This is a genomic window from Arthrobacter gandavensis, from assembly GCF_039528575.1.
Classification (GTDB): Bacteria; Actinomycetota; Actinomycetes; order Actinomycetales; family Micrococcaceae; genus Arthrobacter_B; species Arthrobacter_B citreus_B.
The window spans coordinates 1-16,721 of record NZ_BAAALV010000007.1 but is presented as its reverse complement, the minus strand read 5'-3'; the positions used below and the strand labels follow the sequence as shown (position 1 = coordinate 16,721).

General features: G+C 63.6%; 12 protein-coding genes and 1 pseudogene. 9 read left to right on the top strand and 4 right to left on the bottom strand.

What is annotated here, in order from left to right; all coding sequences use genetic code 11:
* Window positions 1-83 precede the first annotated feature (83 nt).
* The 7 genes and pseudogenes from ABFX29_RS13645 to ABFX29_RS13615 all read left to right on the top strand — a co-directional run.
* A complete protein-coding gene (locus ABFX29_RS13645; protein ID WP_152228764.1) occupies window positions 84-1,292 on the top strand; it encodes an ROK family transcriptional regulator in 1,209 nt (402 codons plus the stop codon).
* Between the two features lie 242 nt (window positions 1,293-1,534).
* On the top strand, window positions 1,535-3,106 hold the full coding sequence (gene mmsA / locus ABFX29_RS13640) for a multiple monosaccharide ABC transporter ATP-binding protein (RefSeq protein ID WP_152228765.1): 1,572 nt from the start codon (window positions 1,535-1,537) through the stop codon (window positions 3,104-3,106).
* Window positions 3,103-4,395, top strand: a complete 1,293-nt coding sequence (gene mmsB, locus ABFX29_RS13635) for a multiple monosaccharide ABC transporter permease (RefSeq protein WP_152228766.1) — start codon at window positions 3,103-3,105, stop codon at window positions 4,393-4,395. The genes mmsA and mmsB overlap by 4 nt, the downstream gene beginning before the upstream one ends.
* Before the next feature lie 67 nt (window positions 4,396-4,462).
* A complete protein-coding gene (locus ABFX29_RS13630; protein ID WP_152228767.1) occupies window positions 4,463-5,545 on the top strand; it encodes a substrate-binding domain-containing protein in 1,083 nt (360 codons plus the stop codon).
* A gap of 186 nt (window positions 5,546-5,731) precedes the next feature.
* The gene (locus ABFX29_RS13625; protein ID WP_152228768.1) at window positions 5,732-6,847 is read left to right on the top strand and encodes a Gfo/Idh/MocA family protein; all 1,116 of its coding nucleotides are present in this window, start codon (window positions 5,732-5,734) and stop codon (window positions 6,845-6,847) included.
* 141 nt (window positions 6,848-6,988) lie between these two features.
* The gene (locus ABFX29_RS13620) at window positions 6,989-8,458 is read left to right on the top strand and encodes a glutamate-cysteine ligase family protein (RefSeq protein WP_152228769.1); all 1,470 of its coding nucleotides are present in this window, start codon (window positions 6,989-6,991) and stop codon (window positions 8,456-8,458) included.
* 189 nt (window positions 8,459-8,647) lie between these two features.
* A pseudogene (locus ABFX29_RS13615) lies at window positions 8,648-9,041 on the top strand (Hsp20/alpha crystallin family protein); the annotation flags it as partial.
* Between the two features lie 318 nt (window positions 9,042-9,359).
* On the opposite strand, the gene ABFX29_RS13610 reads toward ABFX29_RS13615, so the two are convergent.
* On the bottom strand, window positions 9,360-10,580 hold the full coding sequence (locus ABFX29_RS13610) for an NADP-dependent isocitrate dehydrogenase (protein WP_082413390.1): 1,221 nt from the start codon (window positions 10,578-10,580) through the stop codon (window positions 9,360-9,362).
* 172 nt (window positions 10,581-10,752) lie between these two features.
* Window positions 10,753-12,366, bottom strand: coding sequence for a bifunctional phosphoribosylaminoimidazolecarboxamide formyltransferase/IMP cyclohydrolase (gene purH / locus ABFX29_RS13605; protein WP_152228771.1), 1,614 nt, complete (start codon window positions 12,364-12,366; stop codon window positions 10,753-10,755).
* Between the two features lie 303 nt (window positions 12,367-12,669).
* On the opposite strand from purH, the gene ABFX29_RS13600 reads away from it, so the two are divergent.
* Complete coding sequence (locus tag ABFX29_RS13600) at window positions 12,670-14,022, top strand: MFS transporter (protein ID WP_152228772.1); 1,353 nt, start codon at window positions 12,670-12,672, stop codon at window positions 14,020-14,022.
* A gap of 105 nt (window positions 14,023-14,127) precedes the next feature.
* Here ABFX29_RS13600 and purN read toward each other — a convergent pair whose 3' ends face one another.
* Window positions 14,128-14,706 carry a phosphoribosylglycinamide formyltransferase gene (purN, locus tag ABFX29_RS13595; RefSeq protein ID WP_152228773.1) on the bottom strand — a complete coding sequence of 193 codons (579 nt, stop codon included), beginning with the start codon at window positions 14,704-14,706 and terminating at the stop codon, window positions 14,128-14,130.
* Between the two features lie 39 nt (window positions 14,707-14,745).
* On the opposite strand from purN, the gene ABFX29_RS13590 reads away from it, so the two are divergent.
* A complete protein-coding gene (locus ABFX29_RS13590) occupies window positions 14,746-15,189 on the top strand; it encodes a hypothetical protein (RefSeq protein WP_152228774.1) in 444 nt (147 codons plus the stop codon).
* Window positions 15,190-15,225: 36 nt separating this feature from the next.
* Here ABFX29_RS13590 and ABFX29_RS13585 read toward each other — a convergent pair whose 3' ends face one another.
* Entirely contained in the window at window positions 15,226-16,536 is a 1,311-nt protein-coding gene (locus ABFX29_RS13585) for a cell division protein PerM (protein ID WP_152228775.1), read from the bottom strand.
* Window positions 16,537-16,721 lie beyond the last annotated feature (185 nt).

The following is a 16,721-nucleotide window of genomic DNA, read 5'->3' as shown; positions in this document are numbered from 1 at the left end:
GGGAAGAACCGATCGAGGACCACCGCGACACGGGTTGCGTTCACTTCTTGACGACAAGCACTTGATATAGGACGCTGAACGTTATGTCTGCCGAATCACCCTCGACGATGAGGGCATTACCCGCCGCCCGCCGGCGCACCAAACCCGGCTCCCAGACGGCGCTGCGTGCCCGCAACCAGCAGCGGATCCTCGACGCCCTGCTGGCCGCAGGGCCGCAGACCCAGGCAGAGCTTTCCCGCTCAACAGGCCTCTCCAGTGCCACGGTTTCCAACATTGTCCGGCAGCTGTCCGAGGCGGGGCTGGTCAAGACCGAACCGACCACTAGTTCCGGCAGGCGCGCGCTCTCGGTCCGGCTGAATGACAACGGGGCCGTGGCGGCAGGGATCGACATTGGCCGCCGCCACGTCCGGGTGGTGCTTGCCACTCTTGGATACCGGATCGTCGGCGAAGACTCCATCTCACTGCCGGCAGGCCACAGCGCCGATGAAGGCATGGACGCCGCCGCCGAACTTTTCGACTCCGTACTCCGGGACGCCGGCGTGGACCGCGACCGGGTCCTGGGCGCCGGCGTAGGAATCCCCGGGCCGATTGACCGCCGCAGCGGCACCGTAGTCCGCGGAGCCATCCTCCCGGAATGGGTGGGCATCAACATGCGCGAGGACCTCGCCGGGCGCCTGAAGGTACCGGTCTACATCGACAATGACGCGAACCTGGGTGCGCTGGCCCAGGTGACGTGGGGGCCGCACGGCGGCTGCGAGAACCTCATCTTCGTGAAGGTCGCCACGGGTATCGGCGCCGGACTCGTCATCAACGGTGCGCTTTTTTACGGCCATGTGGGGATCACCGGCGAAATTGGCCACGCCACGATTTCCGACCAGGGCCTGATTTGCCGGTGCGGCAACCGCGGATGCCTGGAGACAGTAGCTTCCACCGCCACCATGATCGACCTGCTGAGCCGGGCGGCCGCCGAACCCGTCACGACGGCGGACATCATCAGCCAGGCGTCCGCCGGAGACCCGGCAACACTGCGGGTGGTGGACGACGCCGGCATGGCGGTGGGACGGGCAATGGCCGGAATCGCCAACGCCCTGAACCCGGAGGTGATCGTGGTCGGCGGCTCCCTCACCGGCCTGGGCGACGCTTTCCTGAACCCGATTGAGCGCGGGCTGCTCCGCCATGCCGTACCGCTGATCGGCGAATCGACCACCGTCACGATGTCATCGCTGGGCGACCGGGCGGAGGCGCTCGGCGCCGCTTCCCTGGTCCTGGCCCAGGCAGACGCCGTCCTCTGACCTGCCGCTTTCTTTCCGGCAGGTCATTTATTTAGAATCTATGTTTTTTCATCAAGTTTCGGTGCTTGTGTTCAAGACTTGACGACAAGTACGGATTACGAGTTTACTTCTCTATCGACCCTTATTTTTGGGTCTCGGCACGACAAAGAAGTCACAACGGGAGGCACGTATGCGAGCAGCAGTTGCAGCTCGGGCAACTGGAGCGCTCGGCGCCCAGTGCCCCTACGGCAGGGAAATCACACATGCCGCATAACCACACCATTCTGGAAATGCGTTCCATCACCAAAGAGTTTCCCGGCGTCAAGGCGCTCTCCGACGTCTCGATTACCGTCAAGGCTGGTGAGATCCACGCCATTTGCGGTGAAAACGGCGCCGGAAAATCCACCCTCATGAAGGTTCTCTCCGGGGTGTACCCGTACGGCACCTACACCGGCGAGATCATCTACCAGGGCGAAGAAGTCCAGTTCAAGGACATCCGCTCCTCCGAAGCCGCAGGCATTGTCATCATCCACCAGGAACTGGCACTGATTCCGGAACTCTCCATCGCGGAGAACATCTTTTTGGGAAATGAACCCAGGCGTTTCGGCATCATCGACTGGGACAGGGCAAACCTCGAGGCTTCCGAACTCATGGCCCGCGTAGGCCTGGATGAAGACCCGACGACGCTGATCAAGGACATTGGCGTTGGCAAGCAGCAGCTGGTCGAGATCGCGAAGGCGCTGAGCAAGCGGGTCAAGCTCCTCATCCTGGACGAGCCCACCGCTGCGTTGAACGAGACGGATTCCCAGCACCTGCTGGACCTGATGGCCGGCCTGCGTTCCAAGGGCATCAGCTGCATCATGATCTCCCACAAGCTCAACGAGATCGAGCAGATCGCGGATTCGATCACCATCATCCGCGACGGCAAGTCCATTGAAACCATCGACGTCGCTGTTGACGGCGCGGACGAAGACCGCATTATCAAGGGCATGGTTGGCCGTTCGCTGGAGTCACGCTTCCCTGACCACACGCCGAACATCGGCGAGGTGTTCTTCGAAGTCCGTGACTGGACCGTAGGCCACCCCACGGTCCAGGACCGCCTGGTCTGCAAGGGCTCCACCTTCCACGTCCGCCGCGGCGAGATTGTCGGCTTTGCCGGGCTCATGGGCGCCGGCCGCACTGAACTCGCACGATCCCTCTTCGGCCGGTCCTATGGGAACTTCATCAGCGGCCAGATCATCAAGGACGGCAAGGAAGTCGTCCTGAAGACCGTGCCGCAGGCGATCAACCACGGACTTGCCTATGTCACCGAAGACCGCAAGACCCTGGGCCTGAACCTGCTCGATGACATCAAGGCCACCACCGTGGCCTCCAACCTCAGGAAGATCACCAAGGGCGTCGTCGTCGACAAGGACGAGGAGTACCGCTACGCGGAGGAATACCGCCGCAGCCTGCGCACCAAGGCCCCCACCGTGGACGAAGGCGTTTCCAAGCTCTCCGGCGGCAACCAGCAGAAGGTTGTCCTAGCCAAGTGGATGTTCACGGACCCGGACCTGCTGATCCTGGACGAGCCCACCCGAGGCATCGACGTCGGCGCCAAGTATGAGATCTACGGGATCATCCAGCAGCTCGCCAACCAGGGCAAAGGCGTGATCGTGATTTCTTCCGAGCTTCCCGAACTCCTTGGTCTCTCCGACCGCATCTACACCATCTTCGAAGGCGCCATCACCGGTGAGGTCTCCAAGGCTGAAGCCAGCCAGGAAAACCTCATGAGGCTCATGACCTCAGCCGGCAAGCACACCTCCGACCTCGCCACCCAAGGACCCCTCTCATGAAAGCCATGAAACAGCTGCTGAGCGGCAACGGCCGCCAGTTCGGCATGATCTTTGCCCTCGTCGTCCTGATCGGCCTCTTCCAGTGGCTGACCGGCGGCAAGACCCTGACGCCCACGAACATGATCAACCTGTTCAACGGCAACTCCTACATCCTGATCCTTGCCGTGGGCATGGTCTTTGTGATCATTGCCGGGCACATTGACCTCTCAGTCGGATCGGTTGCAGCCGTGACGGGCATCCTGGTGGCCATGGCCATGCGGGACTGGGGTATCCCGTGGTGGGCGGGCATCCTGCTCGGCCTGCTCATTGGTGCCGCCATCGGCGCCTGGCAGGGCCTGTGGGTGGCCTACGTGGGCATACCGGCCTTCATCGTCACCCTCGCAGGCATGCTGATCTTCCGCGGTGCCAACCAGTACTTCGGCAAGTCCAACACCGTTCCCGTACCGCAGGAATTCCAGGTCATCGGCGCCGGTTACCTGCCCGAAATTGGTCCGGACACCGGCTACAACAACCTCACCCTGCTCCTGGGCCTGCTGCTCGCCGCCTTCGTGATTGTCGGAGAGTTCCGCCGCCGTGCCAAGACCGCGAAGATCGGCTCCGTGAATCCCCCGGCCTGGGTCTCCGTTACCAAGACCGGCCTGCTGGTCGCAGCCATCCTCTACGCCACGTACCTCTTCTCCACCGGCCGTCCGGGCACCTCCTTCCCGGTGTCCGGCATCATCCTGGCCATCCTGGTAATCCTGTACGTGTTCATCTCGACCAAGACCGTGATCGGCCGCCACGTCTACGCAGTGGGTGGCAACCTGCACGCCGCTGAGCTCTCCGGCGTGCAGAGCAAGAAGGTCAACTTCCTGGTCATGATGAACATGTCCATCCTGGCGGCCCTGGCCGGAATGATCTTCGTAGCCCGCTCCACCGCATCCGGTCCCTTCGACGGCACCGGCTGGGAACTCGACGCGATTGCGGCCGTCTTCATCGGCGGAGCCGCGGTGTCCGGCGGTGTCGGCACCGTGGTTGGGTCGATCGTCGGCGGCTTGGTCATGGCCGTGCTGAACAACGGCCTCCAGCTCCTCGGCATCGGCGCCGACCTCACCTCGATCATCAAGGGCCTGGTCCTGCTGATCGCCGTCGCACTGGACGTCTACAACAAGAGCCAGGGCAAGCCGTCCATCATCGGCATGATGATGAAGAACTTCGGTTCCAAGGACAAGCTTTCCGTCCCGGCTCCCGTGAACCCCAAGCCCGAAATGCCCACCGGCACCAAATCCACCATTGGAACGGATGCCTAAGCCCCACCGGGCCCATTAATCCGCACCACGAAATACCACCGCTCCACCAATCAAGAGAAGGAACACCATGCGTAAGTTCGCAAAGTCATTTGCCGTCGTCGCCACGGTGGCAGCACTGTCGCTGTCCGCCTGCGGCCGGGCCGACGAGTCCGCTTCCGGCGAAGCAGCCGGTTTCGAAGAAGGATCGGCAATCGGCGTCGCACTGCCCCAGAAGACCTCGGAGAACTGGGTCCTCGCAGAAGGCCTGTTCAACGACGGCCTGAAGGAAGCCGGCTACGAGCCGCAGGTCCAGTTCGCCAACGGCGGCGTTTCCGAGCAGCAGAACCAGATCAGCTCCATGATCACCAACGGTGTCAAGGTCCTGGTTGTCGGTGCCATTGACGGCGCCCAGCTCGGTTCGCAGCTGCAGGAAGCCAAGGATGCCGGCATCACCGTCATCGCTTACGACCGCCTGCTGACCAACACCGAGAACGTCGACTACTACGTCGCCTACGACAACTTCCAGGTCGGCCAGCTCCAGGGCCAGGCCCTGCTGGACGGAATGAAGGCCAACAAGCCCGAAGGCCCGTGGAACATCGAACTGTTCGCTGGTTCCCCCGATGACGCCAACGCGCAGGTCTTCTTCGACGGCGCAATGGACGTCCTGAAGCCGGAAATCGAAGCGGGCAACCTGAACGTTGTTTCCGGCCAGACCGAATTCAACCAGGCTGTTACCCAGGGCTGGAAGGCCGAGAACGCCCAGAAGCGCATGGACACCCTGCTCTCGGGTTCCTACGGTTCCGAAGAGCTTGACGGCGTCCTCTCCCCCAACGACACCCTGGCCCGCGCCATCCTGACCTCCGTTGCAGCTGCCGGCAAGCCGGTTCCGGTTGTCACCGGCCAGGACTCCGAGGTTGAGTCCGTGAAGTCCATCATGGAAGGCGTCCAGTACTCCACCATCAACAAGGACACCCGTGCCCTGGTGAACCACACCATCGACATGGTCAAGGGTCTCGGTGCCGGCGAAGAGCTGGAAATCAATGACGACGAGTCCTACGACAACGGCGTGAAGGTTGTTCCGGCTTACCTGCTTGAGCCGCAGATCGTCACCAAGGACAACGCTGCCGAGGCTTACGCCAACGATCCGACTCTGGCCGAACTGGTCAAGTAGTCCACAGCGCTGACGTGTACGGCCCGGGCTGTCTTCCGCACGGAAGCAGCCCGGGCTTTTCCGTACCGGCCCCGCAAACCGGGCCCGTCTCGGCATCGGGACTGGGCAGCCGGGGGCAGGGACCATAAGGTAGTTCTATTGCCGAGACACTTGCGCAGCCAAGCCACGTAATGAGAGCCGAGGAATATGAGCGCCCCGCAGTTTATCCGCACACCGCCGTGCGTCCTTCAGGGGGCACCCAGCCCGGTCCAGGCCACCGGCCGAACCCTTCGATGGGGCGTCGTCGCCACCGGCCGCATCGCGGCCCGCGTCACCGAAGACATCGCCAGGCTTGAAGACGCCGTCCTGCAGGCGGTCAGTTCCCGCTCCGAGGCGACCGCCGTCGAATTTGCCCACCGCTTCGGCTTTGCTGCCAGCTATTACGACGACGAGGCACGAGGCAAGGGCTACCGCCAGCTCTTCGCAGACCCGGAAGTCGACGTCGTCTACATCGCCTCCCCGCATGCCCAGCACTATGAGCTGACTCGTGAAGCCCTCGATGCAGGCAAGCACGTCCTGTGCGAAAAATCGATCACCATCAACGCCGCGGAACTGGCAGACCTGATTGAGGTTGCCGGACGCAGGGGCGTCTTCCTGATGGAGGCCGTGTGGACACGGTTCCTTCCCTGCATCAACAGGCTGTGGGAAATCATCTCCAGCGGCGAGCTTGGCGAGATCCAGTGGGTGCAGGCCGACCTTGGGTTCCCCGCCCCCTATGACCCCGCAAGCCGCCTGTGGGATCCCGCTGCCGGCGGCGGCGCGCTGCTGGACCTTACGGTCTATCCGCTGACCCTGGCGGTCGGGGCGCTGGGCTTCCCCCAGCGGGTCCAGGCCTCGGGCACCCTGAACGCCGACGGCGTCGATACCCAGAATGCGCTGAACCTCGGCTATGACTCGGGCGCGCAGGCCCAGCTGACGTCCTCCCTGCTCGCCTCCGGTCCCCGCACCGCCACCATCTGCGGCAGCGAAGGCTGGATCCGGACCGGCGCTCCCCTGCATAATCCGGTGGAACTGCACGTCCACCAGCACATGGGCCCCTCGCGCACCGAGCGCTTCCAGCAGGTTGGCAACGGCTATACCTATGAGCTGCGGGAAGTCACGCGCTGCGTCCAGGAAGGGCTGACCGAAAGTCCGACCATGCCATGGTCCGACTCACTGCAGACCATGCAGCTCTTCGATGAGGTCCGAGCCCAGATCGGTGTCCGGTACCCCAATGACGAGCGTCGGCTCGCTTCGCTGGAGCCGGTCAGCAAGCTCGAATAAGCTTCGCAGCACGTTGCCGTCCGTCCGGAACACAGTGTTTCCGGACGGACGGTTTTCTTTTGCGGCAAGCTGCAGGCAGCCGGGCACATAAGGGCCTCCGGGACGCTATACATCCCCACTCCGGCGTGGTTATCTTCATCCATGGGAACAGAGGTCAACGCCAGGTCGTTCACCCGCGAAGAGCGGACCCGCTACCGTCGCCGCCTGCTGGAGAACCTTGACCGGTTCGCCGGTTTTCTGGGTACCGCGCAGTTCGCCGACACCGCCAGCATCGGCGTCGAACTTGAGCTGAACCTCACCAATGACGACTTCACTCCGGCCCTGCGGAACTCATCGGTGCTCGAGGAAATAGCAGATCCGTCGTTCCAGACGGAGATGGGCGCCTTCAACATCGAAATGAACCATCCCGCGATGTCCATCCGCGGGCAGGGCCTGCTGGAACTCGAGGAAAGCCTGCGCCGCCAGCTCAACCGCGCTGACGAGCTCGCCGCCAAGGCGGACGCCAACATCCTGATGGTGGGCATCCTTCCTACCCTCACCAATGAGGTGCTCGACGGCGATGCCTGGATCAGCGCCGGAGCCCGGTACGCCGCGCTGAACACTTCCGTGCTCCAGGCCCGCGGCGAGGACGTGTACCTCTCGCTCAACGGTTCCGAGTCCCTCACCCAGTACGCCAAGAACATAGCTCCTGAAGCCGCCTGCACGTCCCTGCAGCTGCACCTGGAGGTAAGCCCGCCGGACTTTGCTCCGGCGTGGAACGCTGCCCAGCTGATCGCCGGCCCGCAGGTTGCCCTCGCCGCCAATTCGCCCATCTTCCTGGAGCACGTGCTGTGGCAGGAAACCCGGATCGAGCTCTTCAAGCAGGCCATCGATACCCGGCCTCCGGAGATGCGCAACCAGGGGGTTCGGCCCCGGGTCTGGTTCGGAGAGCGCTGGATCACCTCCATCTTCGATCTCTTTGAGGAAAACGTCCGGTACTTCCCGGCGCTGCTGCCCGAACTTTCCTCCGCCAGCTCCGGCTCAACGGACGCCGGTGCTCCCCTGCTGCCCGAGCTGCGGCTCCACAACGGAACCGTGTACCGCTGGAACCGGCCCATCTACGATCCGGGTACGCATACGCCCAACCTGCGGCTTGAAAACCGTGTACTGCCGGCCGGGCCCACTGTCCTGGATGTCAGCGCCAATGCCGCCTTCTTCTACGGACTGGTCCAGACGCTGCGGACCGCAGACCGTCCGCTGTGGACCCGTACGGCATTCAAGACCGCGGCGGACAACTTCCTGGCGTGCTCCCGCCTGGGACTGGACGCGTCCGTGTACTGGCCGGGCATCGGGGACATTCCGGTTGCGGAGCTGGTAGTGCGCCATCTGGTTCCCATGGCTGCCGACGGCCTGCGTGAGCTGGGTGTCGACGACGGACTGATTGAGCGCTACCTGACCGTCATCCGCGAACGTGCCCGGACGGAGCAGAACGGGGCAGCCTGGCAGGTATCCGTCCTGGCGAACCTTGAACGCGAAGGGTATGACCGCACCTCGGCACTGGCCGAAATGACCCGCCGCTACTGGCACCATATGCACAGCAATGAACCGGTTCATCTCTGGCCGGTGAATTGATCACCCGGAGCCGGGTTTTTGCATGACCTCTGGCACTCGATTATGGCGAGTGCTAGCCTAATTCTGTCTTGAGTGGACATGACTCAACCCAAACGGGTTACCGCTCAAGTAGTCGACCCTTCGTTATTCCTGTCAGTGAAGAACACATCCACCCGTCTGAACGGGACGGGTGAAAAGGAGTTGATGAGAATGGCCATGAAATTCGATCCTTTCCGCGAACTGGACCGCATGGCAGGCGCCCTTCTGGATCCCCGGCAGCGGCTGCGGCTGATGCCCATTGATCTGTACCGCGAGGGCGACCACTACATCTTGAACGCAGACCTGCCCGGCATAGATCCGGGATCGGTCGATGTGGATGTTGATGGCCAACTGCTGACCATCCGGGCTGAACGCACCATCCACGTACCTGAGGGAGCCACTTGGCTGAACCGCGAGCGAGAATCCGGCACGTTCCTGCGCCAGCTGAACCTTGGCCAGGGCATCGACATCGAGGGCATCTCCGCGAAGTACGAAAACGGTGTCCTGAGCGTGTTCATCCCCGTGAGCGAGCGGGCGAAGCCCCGCAAGATTGAGGTTTCCTCGTCCTACACGGGTGACAGCAATGTCATCAGCGGCGAATCAGAAACGGTAAGTTCATCCGTCTCTTCCGGGTCTTCCGGCTCTTCCTCAGGCTCCCCCGCTGGCAGCAGCGGTTCGGGGTCCGGTTTCGGCTCCGGTTCGGGGTCGGGCGGTTCGGGGTCCGGCGGTTCCGGTTCCGGTGGCTTCAGTTCCGGCAGCGGTTCCTCCGGCAGCGGCGGCATGGACAGCGGCTCGTCCTCCTAACGCATAAAGCAGAAGCCCCGGCCCAAAAGGACCGGGGCTTCTGCCTGCCTGGCGTCAGCGGCCAGGATGCGTGTGGGTCTTAGCCCAGGCGCACCTTGAGGTTCTCGTCCAGTGCGGCGAGGAACTCTTCGGTGGTCAGGTACGGCTGGTCGGGTCCGACCAGCAGTGCCAGGTCCTTGGTCATCTTGCCGGATTCGACCGTCTTGACGACTACGTCTTCAAGGGTCTGCGCGAAGTTGATGACCTCGGGGGTGTTGTCCAGCTTGCCGCGGTGCATCAGGCCACGGGTCCACGCGAAGATCGAAGCGATCGGGTTGGTGGAGGTGGGCTTGCCCTGCTGGTGCTGGCGGTAGTGACGGGTCACGGTACCGTGTGCAGCTTCAGCCTCAACGGTCTTGCCGTCCGGGGTCATCAGCACGGAGGTCATGAGGCCCAGCGAGCCGAAGCCCTGGGCAACCGTGTCCGACTGGACGTCGCCGTCGTAGTTCTTGCAGGCCCAGACGTAGCCGCCTTCCCACTTCATTGCGGAGGCAACCATGTCATCGATGAGGCGGTGCTCGTAGGTGAGGCCGGCCGCTTCGAACTGGTCCTTGAACTCGGCGTCGAAGACTTCCTGGAACAGGTCCTTGAACTGGCCGTCGTAGGCCTTCAGGATCGTGTTCTTGGTGGAGAGGTACACCGGGTAGTTGCGCTGCAGGCCGTAGGCGAAGGATGCCCGCGCGAAGTCCTTGATGGACTCGTTGAAGTTGTACATGCCCATGGCCACACCGCCCTCTTCGGGGTACGTGACAACGGTCTGCTTGATTTCTTCGCCGCCGTCGGCCGGGGTGTAGGTCAGGGTCAGGGTGCCGGCACCCGGAACCTTGAAGTTGGTGGCCTTGTACTGGTCGCCGTGTGCGTGGCGGCCAATGATGATCGGCTTGTTCCAGCCCGGAACCAGGCGCGGGATGTTGGAGATGATGATCGGTTCGCGGAAGACGACGCCGCCGAGGATGTTGCGGATGGTCCCGTTCGGGGAAACCCACATCTTCTTCAGGCCGAATTCCTCAACGCGGGCCTCATCGGGGGTGATGGTTGCGCACTTGACGCCCACGCCGTGTTCCTTGATGGCGTTGGCCGCGTCGATGGTGACCTGGTCGTCCGTGGCGTCACGGTTCTGGATCGAGAGGTCGTAGTACTTGAGGTCTACGTCCAGGTACGGGTTGATCAGGCGGTCCTTGATGAACTGCCAGATGATCCGCGTCATCTCGTCGCCGTCGAGCTCTACGACAGAGCCCACAACCTTGATTTTGTCAGCCACACGGTCTCCTTGTGGAATGGGGGTCCGGACATGGCTTTAGACATGCGGGGACCCGGCTTTTGGGTCTGGTTTCTGTGTCCAACTATGCCACAGCGCAGATGCGCTCCCTAAACCGCGGGCCGCATGCGGACATGATCCGTGCGGCCCGCGGCCGGGCGTGGCTGGAGTGTTCCTAGTGGAAGAAGTGGCGTGCGCCGGTGAAGTACATCGGCACGCCTGCTGCGTTCGCGGCAGCGATAACCTCTTCGTCGCGCACGGATCCGCCCGGCTGGACCACGGCGCGGACGCCGGCGTTCAGCAGGATTTCGAGCCCGTCGGCGAACGGGAAGAAAGCGTCCGACGCCGCTACGGCGCCCCGGGCGCGCTCGTCGTCTGAGCCTGCCAGCGTGTTGGCACGCTCGACGGCCAGCTTGCAGGAATCGACGCGGTTCACTTGGCCCATGCCCACGCCCACCGAGGCACCGTCGCGGGCCAGCAGGATGGCATTCGACTTGGCGGCACGGACTGCCCGCCAGGCGAAAACAAGATCCGCGAGGGTCTTTTCTTCAGCGGGCTCCCCCGCTGCCAGGGTCCAGTTCGCCGGATCATCGCCTTCGGCTTCAACCGTGTCCGGCTGCTGCATCAGCACGCCGCCGGAGACTTGGCGGAACTCCAGCGGGTTGCGGCCGTAGCCGTCCGGGAGGGTGAGCAGGCGGATGTTCTTCTTCCGGGAGAGGATCTCCACGGCCTCCGGCTCGAAGTCCGGCGCGATGACAACCTCAGTGAAGATGTCCTTGACGGTCTCAGCCATGCCGGCGGTAACCGTGCGGTTCGCCGCAATCACGCCGCCGTAGGCAGAAACCGGGTCGCAGGCGTGCGCCTTCAGGTGGGCGTTGGCGATCGGGTCAGCGGCCCCCGGGGAGGCTACGGCCACACCGCACGGGTTGGCGTGCTTGACGACGGCGACTGCCGGCTCATCGAAGTCGAAAGCGGCGCGCAGGGCGGCATCGGCGTCGACGTAGTTGTTGTAGGACATGGCCTTGCCGTGCAGCTGGTCTGCCTGGGCGACGCCGGGCATCGAGTCCTGGTCCGCATAGAGCGCGGCAGCCTGGTGCGGGTTTTCGCCGTAGCGCAGCACCTCGGAACGTTCCAGCGCCATGCCGGTATAGGCGGGCCAGGCGGCTCCTTCTTCGGTGCCGTCGCCGAACTGCGCGGCAGTCCACTTCGCTACGGCTGTGTCATAGGCGGCGGTGTGCGCGAACGCTTCGGCGGCCAGGCGGCGTCGTGCGTTTAGGTCAAAGCCGCCTTCAGCGGCGGCCGCGGTGACAGCGGAGTACTTGGCCGGGTCAACGACGACGGCGACAGAGGGGTGGTTCTTGGCGGCGGCACGGACCATGGAGGGCCCGCCGATGTCGATCTGCTCGACGACGTCGTCCTGCGCGGCCCCGGACTTCACGGTCTCGACGAACGGGTAAAGGTTCACGACCACCAGGTCAAAGGGTTCGATGCCGAGTTCATCCAGCTGGTCGCGGTGATCCTGCCGGCGGCGGTCGGCCAGGATGCCGGCATGCACGCGCGGGTGGAGGGTCTTGACGCGGCCGTCCAGGCATTCGGCGAATCCGGTGACCTCGGCAACCTCGGTGACCTCGATGCCTGCCGCGGCAATCTGCTTTGCGGTGGAGCCGGTGGAGACAATGCTGACTCCAGCGGCGGCGAGGCCCTGGGCCAGTTCCGTCAGGCCGGTCTTGTCATAGACCGAGATGAGGGCCCGGCGGATGGGTACACGGTCAAGGGGGGTGTTGCTCACGGAAGTCACTCCAACTGGGTATCGGCGAACGATGCACGCGCCGCCTGCGGGCGGCCCAAGGACGAGTTTATGCCTTGGGCTCCCCGGGGGCAGGCCTACCGGTAATACTCGCGCGCGCGCCCGTCACCCTTTTGACGCGGCAGGTTTTGGGGGTCCGGGCTCACCTGCCCGAACATTGCGGATGATGGCTCATCGCCCGCCGAACGTTACGGACGGCGGCCGCCGTCCCGCTCCGGGCGTTGTAGAGTGTCCCCCAGTTAGTGCATTGATGACTATAAGTGCCGGCGGAAGGCCCTCCCCCTGATGACAACGACCCATGCCCTGCCTGCGGGCGATGAAGTAGTCCAGAACCTCCCGTGGCGCTGGCGCGTCCAGGGCAAGATCTTCCTGATCGGCGGGCTGGGCTTTATGTTCGACGCCTGGGATGTCACGCTCAACGGGGTCCTCATCCCCCTGTTGTCCCAGGAATGGAACCTCGTACCGGCCCAGGCGGCGTGGATCGGCACCGCGAACCTGCTGGGAATGGCCATCGGCGCCTTTCTCTGGGGCTCCATTGCAGACGCGATCGGGCGGAAGCAGGCCTTCACCGCCACCCTGCTGATCTTCTCGATCTTCACGGTGGCCGGCGCGTTCGCCCCGGACATCGCGTGGTTCTGCGTCTTCAGGTTCCTGGCAGGGGTTGGCCTTGGCGGGTGTGTTCCGGTGGACTATGCCCTGGTTGGTGAGTTCACTCCGCGGAAGCAGCGCGGCCGGGTGCTGACTGCAATGGACGGATGGTGGCCCGTAGGTGCAGCGCTCTGCGGCGTTACTTCCGCCGTCATCATGGCGACCGTCGCGGACTGGCGCTGGACCATGCTGATTATGGTCATCCCGGCGCTGCTGGTCTTCTGGGTTCGCAGGTCCGTTCCGGAATCCCCGCTGTTCCTGGTCCGCAAGGGCCGCACCGAGGAGGCCAGCGCCGTCATCAATGATCTGATCCGCCGTACGGGAGGAACCCAGACCGAGTGGCGGCTTCCGGAGCCGGAGCCTGTGCAGAAGTTCTCCCTGAAGACCACCGGCAGCCAGCTTGCCGAATTGTGGAGGAGCAATCCGAAATCCACGGTGACTGCGTGGTCCCTGTTTGTGACGGTCTTGCTGGTCTACTACCTGGCCCTGCAGTGGATGCCGAAGATCCTCGTCGATGCTGGTTATGCCGAGTACAAGGCATTCCTCACGACGTCGGGCATGGCTGCGGTGGGCCTGCTGGGTGTTGTTGCTGCGGCCCTGCTCGTGGAGCGGGTCGGCCGGAAGTGGCTGCTGGGAATTACAGGTCCTGCTGCCGCGGCGTCGCTGGTGGTGGTTGCCCTGGTGGTTGATGTTCCGGCTTCCGCAACGACATGGCTCTTGATCTACGGGTTTGTGGTGCAGGTGGCCATTCCAGTGCTCTACACCTATGTTTCCGAGCTCTACCCCACGCGGCTGCGTGCCAGCGGGTTTGGTTGGGCGTCAACGGCGTCGCGGGTTGGTGCAGGTTTCGGACCGCTGCTTTTTGTATCGGTGCTTTGGCCGTGCCTCGGGCTGCCGCTTTCATTTGCCGTGGCCGGGCTGCTGGTGCTGGCTGCTGTGCTGTGGATGGCGAAGTTCTCGCCGGAGACCCGGGGTGCTGCGCTGGACTAGGGTTCTGCGGTGGACTAGGGTCCCTGCAGCTGAGCTGGGGGGGGTGCCTGAACCGGCTCCGGGGTGCCTGAACCGGCTCCGGCCGCGGGCCGTCCAGACGCCGTCTTAGAGCGCTGGGAGTCCTTCTTTGCTGATCTTGCGCAGGGTCTCGATCAGCAGCTGGCGTTCCTGCACCTTGATACGCTCGTGCAGCGTCTCCTCGGTATCGCCGTCGAGGACTTCTACTGCTGCCTGGGCAAGGATCGGACCGGTGTCCACGCCGGCGTCGGCAATATGAACCGTGCAGCCGGTGACTTTCACTCCATACGCGAGTGCGTCCCGTACGCCGTGCGCACCGGGGAACGACGGAAGCAGCGCAGGGTGTGTGTTGACGTAGCGTCCCTCGAACGTATCGATGAAATGCTCATCGACAATCCGCATGAATCCGGAGGAAAGGACGACGTCGGGATTGTACGAGGCGACTTTCTCGGTCAGCGCGCGGTTCCAGTCTGCTCGCACCGGGTAGTCCTTGAAGTTCACCACGAACGTTTCGTATCCGGCTGCGGCAGCACGTTCGATGCCGTAGGTTCCGGCCCTGTCGGCGCCGACCGCAGCGATGTCGACGTCGAGCTTTCCTGCCGCAACGGCGTCGAGAACGGCCTGAAGGTTGGAGCCTGTGCCGGAGACCAGAACAACGATTCGCATGTGTCAACCTTAGGTCGAAGCGTCACCTAGGCTTAATCCATGACTAACGACGGCCCTGACGTACGCCCGCGACCGCCGTTTCCGCCGGCTACCCGCAAACCGGAGCCCACTGAGGCACAGTCGAAGGAAGCCCGGTCCTACATGTGGGTGTTTATTGCCCTGCTGCTGGGAATGCTGCTCAGTTCCGACTTGATGCTGCCCTGGAAGCTGCTTCCCCTTGTGCTGGGTGTTGCAGCCGTGGTGGTCGGCGTCATGACTCTGGTGAAGGTTGTCCGGTATGGTCTGGGCGCTTTTATGCGGATTGTGGTCTCGATGGGCCTGGCGGCAACTGCGTTCATGACCCTCGGTCTGGCTGCCCAAGTGGCTCTGTGGCCGCTTACCGCCAAGTACGAGACCTGCATGCAGTCGGCCCTGACTGTCCAGGCCACGGAAACCTGCACCAAGGAATACCTGACGTTCGGCGGAATGCTTCCCCAGCCGTAACGGTCCTGCGTTTGGCTGGTTTTGGCCGGCGGGTAGTTACGCCTTTGAGGCAGTTACTGGTCGCCGCGAGCGTTCGCGTTCCAGCCAGGGGCCGGCGGCGTAACCAATAACGACGCCGACGGCGACTTCCGCTGCGATCCAGATTCCGGTCCAGAGCGGGTCGGGGCCTATGTCCACGAATCTGCCGATGCCCAGCGATCCGCGGGCAATGAGTGCGGCTGCAGCTGCCAGGAGTCCGGAAACCAGGCCAATCACGGCACCTAGGCAGATGGTTGAAACGGATGCCGTGAACCACCTGGCGCTGACCTTGATGGAGATCCATTCATCGAAGTGATTCTCTCCTTCGCGCAGGAACCACCATCCTGCCAGCACTCCTGCCACGACAGGGATGAGCAGTGCTGCGTAGGCGTATTCCGGCTGGCCGCTGGGCAGGGCTGCCAGTACCGGGACCGCCGGGAGGGGGCCAACCGTGGTTTCGAGCGGACTGATGATGCTTCCGGTTCCGATGCTGAATCCCGCACCGGATGCCCAGGCGAGTGTCCAGAGAACCAGGTTTGGCAGCAGTCCCAGCTGCGCGACGGTGAGGACGATGCCTCCGATGATTCCGGCGTCGAGCTTTTGGTAAACGGTTGCGATCTCTGCCCAGCTCACTGCCAGTGCAACCACAAAAAGAACTGCTGCGAGTCCGACTGCCGCCACGATTCCGACGACTCCGGCCCGGACAGCTGCCCACAGGTAGGATCCGGCCCAGCGTGAGTGCTGGCTGGTTCTGGCTATCCAGTCTGTGAGGTCCACTCCGATGAGGCGTACCCAGGATCCGGCTTCCATCCTTGCCCCGATGATGACTCCGAGTCCTGCGGAGACAAGGGGTATCAGCGCACCGGCAACCAGGGAGATGCTCACGTCCTCATTTGCGGAGAAGTATGCCGCGGCGGTTCCGAGCAGGGCGTAGGTGCCCAGCGCTCCGAGCAGTGCCTGCCAGAGCTGGTCTGTGTAGCAGGCGCGGGCAAGTCTGCGTCCTGCCCTCCAGCAGAGGAAGAAGGGGATGAGTGTCAGTCCCAGCGGGATGAGGGACAGCAGTCCTCCGGATTCTTCCGGGCCTACGGTTCCTGCCGGATATGTCAGTGACAGCGGCACTCCGTGCAGCAGCAGCCAGGCTTGTCCGCTGAGTCGTGCCAGGGATGCGTAGTCCCGGTCTGAGAACCCGTTTGCTGCCCACACTCCAGTCAGCGGCAGGATCACGACCAGGGCTGACAGCACTGCCGCCTGGCCGAGTTCGAACATTCCCTGCAGCCAGAGAGGCATGGGCAACACACCCGGTTTCTTCGGGCGCTTAAAGAGTTTCATCGCTTTCTATCGTGCCATTCTGAACGGTCCCAGCTGCTGAGGGTGTGGGTGTGAGTCGAGGTCTGAGTTCGTTGGGAAGAGTTGCGGGCGGCTGGTATCGGGGCCGGGCGTGGCGCTTGGTGGCGGGCGGCGACGGCGGGGCGGCGGGGCGGGGCGGCGGGCGGCGGGCCGGCGGGGGCCGCGGG

Bases quoted from the DNA above. Each gene is read 5' to 3' on its own strand.
- ABFX29_RS13600 (WP_152228772.1), top strand. From the start codon at position 12,670: ATGACAACGACCCATGCCCTGCCTGCGGGCGATGAAGTAGTCCAGAAC.
- ABFX29_RS13620 (WP_152228769.1), top strand. From the start codon at position 6,989: ATGGGAACAGAGGTCAACGCCAGGTCGTTCACCCGCGAAGAGCGGACC.
- ABFX29_RS13645 (WP_152228764.1), top strand. From the start codon at position 84: ATGTCTGCCGAATCACCCTCGACGATGAGGGCATTACCCGCCGCCCGC.
- ABFX29_RS13590 (WP_152228774.1), top strand. From the start codon at position 14,746: ATGACTAACGACGGCCCTGACGTACGCCCGCGACCGCCGTTTCCGCCG.
- ABFX29_RS13625 (WP_152228768.1), top strand. From the start codon at position 5,732: ATGAGCGCCCCGCAGTTTATCCGCACACCGCCGTGCGTCCTTCAGGGG.
- purN (WP_152228773.1), bottom strand. From the start codon at position 14,706: ATGCGAATCGTTGTTCTGGTCTCCGGCACAGGCTCCAACCTTCAGGCC.
- mmsA (WP_152228765.1), top strand. From the start codon at position 1,535: ATGCCGCATAACCACACCATTCTGGAAATGCGTTCCATCACCAAAGAG.
- ABFX29_RS13630 (WP_152228767.1), top strand. From the start codon at position 4,463: ATGCGTAAGTTCGCAAAGTCATTTGCCGTCGTCGCCACGGTGGCAGCA.
- ABFX29_RS13585 (WP_152228775.1), bottom strand. From the start codon at position 16,536: ATGAAACTCTTTAAGCGCCCGAAGAAACCGGGTGTGTTGCCCATGCCT.
- mmsB (WP_152228766.1), top strand. From the start codon at position 3,103: ATGAAAGCCATGAAACAGCTGCTGAGCGGCAACGGCCGCCAGTTCGGC.